Source organism: Agromyces sp. P1_H4, assembly GCF_056405255.1.
The window spans coordinates 1-5,912 of sequence record NZ_JBFUCL010000242.1; the positions used below are offsets into that span (position 1 = coordinate 1).

Here is a 5,912-nt window from a genome sequence, read left to right on the forward strand (position 1 = left end):
GCGGGCGACGTGCTGGTCTGCTCCACCGGGCTCATCGGCGAGCAGCTCGACGGCGAGGTCCTCCAGGAGGGCGTGCTGTCGGCCGCCAACCGACTCTCGACCGAGGGCGGCGCCGACGCCGCGCGCGCCATCATGACGACCGACACGCGCCCGAAGACCGTGGTGGTCGAGGGCGACGGATGGCGCGTCGGCGGCATCGCGAAGGGCGCGGGCATGCTCGCGCCGGGCCTCGCCACGATGCTCGTGGTGCTGACGACCGACGCCGACGTCGCGGCCCAGGCGCTCGACACCGCGCTGCGTGACGCCACCCGGGTGACCTTCGACCGGCTGGACTCCGACGGCTGCATGTCCACCAACGACCAGGTCACGCTCCTCGCCTCGGGTGCGTCGGGCGTCGTGCCCGACCCGGCCGCGTTCACGGCAGCCGTGACCGACGCGTGCCGCTCGCTCGCGCAGCAGCTGCAGGAAGACGCAGAGGGCGCCAGCCACGACATCGCCATCGAGGTGCGCGGGGCGGTCTCCGAGGACGACGCCGTCGAGGTGGGCCGGTCGGTGGCCCGGAACAACCTCTTCAAGGCGGCGATCTTCGGCAACGATCCCAACTGGGGGCGGGTGCTCGCGGCGATCGGCACGACGAAGGCGCCGTTCGACCCCTACCTCGTCGACGTCTCCATGAACGGCGTCCGGGTGTGCCACGCGGGCCGGCCCGACGCGCCGCGCGAGCGGGTCGACTTGACGCCGCGTGCCACGCACGTGCTCATCGAGCTGCACGCCGGCGAGGCATCCGCCACCATCCTCACCAACGACCTCACGCACGACTACGTGCATGAGAACAGCGCGTACGCGAGCTGACATGGGCGACGAGAACGCGACGACCAACGAGACGGATGCCGCGGGCGACGCGGCCTGGACGGCGACGGCGGGCGACAAGGCGCAGGTGCTCATCGACTCGCTGCCGTGGCTGAAGCGCTTCCACGGCGAGACGATCGTGGTGAAGTTCGGCGGCAACGCGATGGTGAGCCCAGAGCTGCAGCGCGCGTTCGCCGAGGACATGGTCTACCTGCGCTACGCCGGCATCAAGCCCGTCGTGGTGCACGGCGGCGGACCCCAGATCTCGGCGATGCTCGGGCGGCTCGGCATCGAGAGCGAGTTCCGCGGCGGCTACCGGGTCACGACGCCCGAGACGATGGACGTCGTACGCATGGTGCTGTCGGGTCAGGTCAATCGCGAGCTGGTGTCGCTCATCAACGAGCACGGCCCGCTGGCCGCCGGACTCTCGGGCGAGGATGCCGGGTTGTTCACCGGCCGCCGCCGGGGCGCCGTGGTCGACGGGGTCGAGGTCGACCTGGGACTCGTCGGCGACGTGGTCGCCGTCGATCCGGCCGCGGTGCACGCGCAGCTCGACGCGGGCCGCATCCCGGTCGTCTCCTCGATCGCGCCCGACGGCGCTACGCCCGGACAGTCGCTCAACGTGAACGCCGACTCGGCGGCGGCATCCCTCGCGGTCGCGCTCGGTGCGGCCAAGCTCGTGATCCTGACCGATGTCGCGGGCCTCTACCGAGACTGGCCCAATCGCGACTCGCTCGTGTCGGTGATCGGCGTGCCCGAGCTCACGGCCCTGCTGCCGAAGCTCGAATCGGGGATGATCCCGAAGATGGCAGCGTGCCTCGAAGCCGTCGAGGGCGGCGTCGCCAAGGCGGCGATCATCGACGGGCGCATCCCGCACTCGATCCTGCTCGAGGTGTTCACCCAGTCGGGCATCGGCACGGAGGTGGTTCCCGCATGACGGCCCTCGACGACCTCAACGAGTGGCAGGGCCGCTTCGACCGACGCGTGATGCGCGCGATCGGGATGCCGCTCGCGAAGCTCGATCACGGCCGTGGTGCGCGGGTGTGGGACGACGCGGGGCACGAGTACCTCGACTTCCTCGCAGGTATCGCGGTGAACTCGCTCGGGCATGCGCACCCCGTGTTCGTCGAGGCCGTCTCGACGCAGGCGGCCCGCCTCGCGCACGTGTCCAACTACTTCACGACGGAGCCCGCACTCGAGCTCGCGGAGCGCATCACCCGCCTGGCAGGCACGGGCGACCAGGGGCGCGCCTGGTTCGGCAACTCCGGCGCCGAGGCGAACGAGGCCGCGTTCAAGCTGGCGCGCCTCAACAACTCGGGCGGCGCCCGCAGCCGCGTGCTGGCGCTCGTCGACGGCTTCCACGGCCGCACCATGGGCTCGCTCGCGCTCACCGGCAAGGCGCACATGCGCGAGGCCTTCGAGCCGCTGCCCGGCGGAGTCGAGCACATCCCGGCCACGATCGAGGCGCTCGAGGCGTCGCTCGACGACGGGGTCGCCGCGCTCTTCGTCGAACCCATCCAGGGTGAGGCCGGCGTCGTCGAGCTGCCCGATGGATTCCTCGTGGCCGCCCGCGAGCTGACGCACCGGCACGGCGCGCTGCTCATCGTCGACGAGATCCAGACCGGCGCCGGCCGCACCGGCGAGTGGTTCGCGTTCCAGCACGCCGGCATCACGCCGGATGCGATCACCGTCGCGAAGGGCATCGGCGGCGGGTTCCCTATCGGCGGCCTCGTGACCTTCGGCCACGCGTCGTCGCTGTACTCCAAGGGGCAGCACGGCTCGACGTTCGGCGGCAACCCGCTCGCGACCGCGGTCTCGAACGCCGTCCTCGGCGAGATCGAGCGGGCCGGCCTCGTCGAGAACGCGGCCCTGCGCGGGCGGCAGCTCGACGAGCGCATCGCGTCGCTCGACTCCCCGCTCATCGCCGGGACCCGCGGCCGGGGCCTCCTCATCGGCATCGCGCTCAGCGAGCCGGTCGCCACCCGGCTCACCGCCGAGGCCATGCGAGCGGGCCTCATCGTCAACGCGGCGAACGACTCCACCATCCGCATGGCCCCACCCCTGATCATCGGCGACGCGGAGGTCGACGAGTTCGCCGACAAGTTCTCCCGCGCCCTCGACGCCGTCGCCTCGGCGCTCCACTGAACCGGGGCAGGCCGTCACCACGCAGACCACGCAGACCTCGCACGACCCGATCCACACGAACGGAACCGCATGACCCGCCACTTCCTCCGCGACGACGACATCACTCCGGCCGAGCAGGCCGAGATCCTCGACCTCGCCGAGCGCCTGAAGGCCGACCGCTGGGGCACGAAGCCGCTCGCCGGACCCCAGACCGTCGCCGTGATCTTCGACAAGTCGTCGACGCGCACCCGGGTGTCGTTCGCCGTCGGCATCGCCGATCTCGGCGGATCGCCGCTCATCATCTCGACGGCGAACAGCCAGCTCGGCGGCAAGGAGACCCCCTCCGACACGGCCCGGGTGCTCGAGCGCATGGTCGCGGCCATCGTCTGGCGCACCTACGGGCAGGCCGGACTCGAGGAGATGGCCGCCGGCACCACGGTGCCGGTGGTGAACGCACTCTCCGACGACTTCCACCCGTGCCAGCTGCTGGCCGACCTGCTCACCATCCGTGAGCACAAGGGTCGCCTCGCCGGGCTGACCGTCACCTTCCTCGGCGACGGCGCCTCGAACATGGCCCAGTCCTACGTGCTCGCCGGCGCGACGGCGGGCATGCACGTGCGGGTCGCGTCCCCCGAGGAGTTCGCGCCCGCGGCATCCGTCGTCGCCGACGCCGACCGCGTCGCCGCGACCACCGGCGGTTCCGTCAGCCTGTTCACGGATGCCGCGGAGGCGGCCTCGGGCGCCGACGTCATCGTCACCGACACCTGGGTGTCGATGGGCAAGGAGGACGAGAAGGCCCACCGCGTCGCGACGTTCGGCGCGTACCAGGTCGATCGCGAACTCATGTCGCTCGCGGCATCCGATGCGGTCTTCCTGCACTGCCTGCCGGCGGATCGCGGCTACGAGGTCACCGCCGAGGTCATCGACGGCGAGCAGTCGATCATCTGGGACGAGGCCGAGAACCGGCTGCATGCGCAGAAGGCGCTGCTGGTGTGGCTGCTCGAGCGGAAGGACGCCTGATGGCCGAGGAGCACGGCACCAACGAGGGATCCCTCTGGGGCGCCCGGTTCGCGAGCGGCCCATCGCCCGAGCTCGCCCGGCTCTCGAAGTCGACGCATTTCGACTGGCAGCTCGCGCCCTACGACCTCGCCGGGTCCCGGGCTCACGCCCGCGCCCTCGCGGCTGCGGGCTACCTCACCGACGACGAGCTCACCGCGATGCTCGCGGGCCTCGACCAGCTGGAGTCCGACGTGTCGTCGGGACGGATCGTCGCCGGCGACGCCGATGAAGACGTCCACGGCGCCCTCGAGGCCGCGCTCATCGGCATCGTCGGTCCCGAGCTCGGCGGCAAGCTGCGCGCGGGGCGCAGCCGGAACGACCAGATCGCGACGCTCGTGCGTCTCTACCTGAAGGACCACGCGGCGACCATCGGCCAGCAGCTGGTGCACCTCATCGACGCGCTCGCCGCCCAGGCCGACGCGCACCGCACCGCGGTCATGCCGGGTCGCACGCACCTCCAGCACGCGCAGCCGGTGCTGCTCGCCCACCATCTCCTGGCGTACGCGTGGGCGCTGTCGCGCGACCTCGAGCGGATCGTCGACTGGACGAAGCGGGCGGATGTCTCGCCCTACGGCGGGGGAGCGCTGGCCGGGTCGACGCTCGGCCTCGACGCGGCATCCGTCGCCCGCGACCTGGGCCTCGCGGCGCCGGCCGAGAACTCGCTCGACGCCACCGCGAGTCGCGACGTGGTCGCGGAGTTCGCGTTCGTCACCGCCATGATCGGAATCGACGTCTCACGGCTCGCGGAGGACGTGATCCTCTGGAACACGCGCGAGTTCGGGTTCGTCACCCTCGACGACGCGTATTCGACCGGATCCTCGATCATGCCGCAGAAGAAGAACCCCGACATCGCCGAGCTCGCACGCGGCAAGTCGGGCCGCCTGATCGGCAACCTCTCCGGCCTGCTCGCCACGCTCAAGGGCCTGCCGCTCGCGTACAACCGCGACCTCCAGGAGGACAAGGAGCCGGTGTTCGACTCGGTCGAGACACTCGAGGTGCTCCTCCCGGCCTTCACGGGCATGATCGCCACGCTGACGTTCCACACCGAGCGCATGGCCGAGCTCGCGCCCGCGGGGTTCTCGCTCGCCACGGATGTCGCGGAGTGGCTCGTGAAGCAGCACGTGCCGTTCCGCGACGCCCACGAGATCACCGGCGCGGTCGTGCGCTACGCCGAGGAGCACGGTCTCGAGCTCGACGAGATCTCCGACGCCGCGCTCGCGTCGATCTCGCCGCACCTGACGCCCGAGGTCCGTGGCGTGCTCACGGTCGAGGGGTCGGTCTCGAGTCGCGACGGGCTCGGCGGCACGGCGCCGGTTCGGGTCGACGAGCAGTTCGCCCGGCTCGCCGATCGCGTGCGGCACCTCGTCGGGGGCCTGCCGGTCGCGGGTCGATGAGCGACGGATGACGGAGCGGCTCGTCACGGCATCGCGTGCGTTCTTCGCGCGCGACTCCGTCGAGCTCGCGCCGCTGCTCCTCGGCGCCGTGCTGACCCACGACTCCGAGGACGGACCGGTGGCTCTGCGCATCGCCGAGGTGGAGGCGTACCGCGGCGTCGGCGAGGACCCTGGCTCGCATGCGTTCCGCGGCATGACGCGCAGGAACGGGGTCATGTTCGGCGAGGCCGCGCACCTGTACGCGTACTTCACCTACGGCATGCATACGTGCCTCAACGTCGTGGCCGGAGTCCCGGGCATGTCGTCGGCGGTGCTCCTGCGCGGCGGCACCATCGTCGAGGGGCTCGAACTCGCGCGTCGGCGTCGGCCCGGCGCCCCCGACCGCGACCTGGCGCGGGGGCCCGCCCGCCTCGCCGTCGCGCTCGGGGTGCCGCTGGCAGCGAGCGGCGCCGACCTGCTGGCGCCGCCGTTCGCGCTGGAGGTTCC

General features: G+C 71.8%; 6 protein-coding genes. All 6 read left to right on the forward strand.

Annotation, left to right across the window (positions count from 1 at the left end; translation table 11 throughout):
* Positions 1-852 (forward strand): bifunctional ornithine acetyltransferase/N-acetylglutamate synthase (locus tag AC1DY2_RS13960; RefSeq protein ID WP_476762980.1); only part of this gene is annotated, 852 nt, incomplete at its 5' end.
* A gap of 1 nt (position 853) precedes the next feature.
* The gene (gene argB, locus AC1DY2_RS13965) at positions 854-1,786 is read left to right on the forward strand and encodes an acetylglutamate kinase (RefSeq protein ID WP_476762981.1); all 933 of its coding nucleotides are present in this window, start codon (positions 854-856) and stop codon (positions 1,784-1,786) included.
* Entirely contained in the window at positions 1,783-2,994 is a 1,212-nt protein-coding gene (locus tag AC1DY2_RS13970; protein WP_476762982.1) for an acetylornithine transaminase, read from the forward strand. Before argB ends, AC1DY2_RS13970 begins: the two co-directional genes overlap by 4 nt.
* A gap of 69 nt (positions 2,995-3,063) precedes the next feature.
* Positions 3,064-3,993 carry an ornithine carbamoyltransferase gene (gene argF / locus AC1DY2_RS13975; RefSeq protein WP_476762983.1) on the forward strand — a complete coding sequence of 310 codons (930 nt, stop codon included), beginning with the start codon at positions 3,064-3,066 and terminating at the stop codon, positions 3,991-3,993.
* Complete coding sequence (argH, locus tag AC1DY2_RS13980; RefSeq protein ID WP_309972603.1) at positions 3,993-5,426, forward strand: argininosuccinate lyase; 1,434 nt, start codon at positions 3,993-3,995, stop codon at positions 5,424-5,426. Before argF ends, argH begins: the two co-directional genes overlap by 1 nt.
* A 7-nt stretch (positions 5,427-5,433) precedes the next feature.
* On the forward strand, positions 5,434-5,912 hold a 479-nt coding region (locus tag AC1DY2_RS13985; protein ID WP_476762984.1), incomplete at its 3' end, for a DNA-3-methyladenine glycosylase.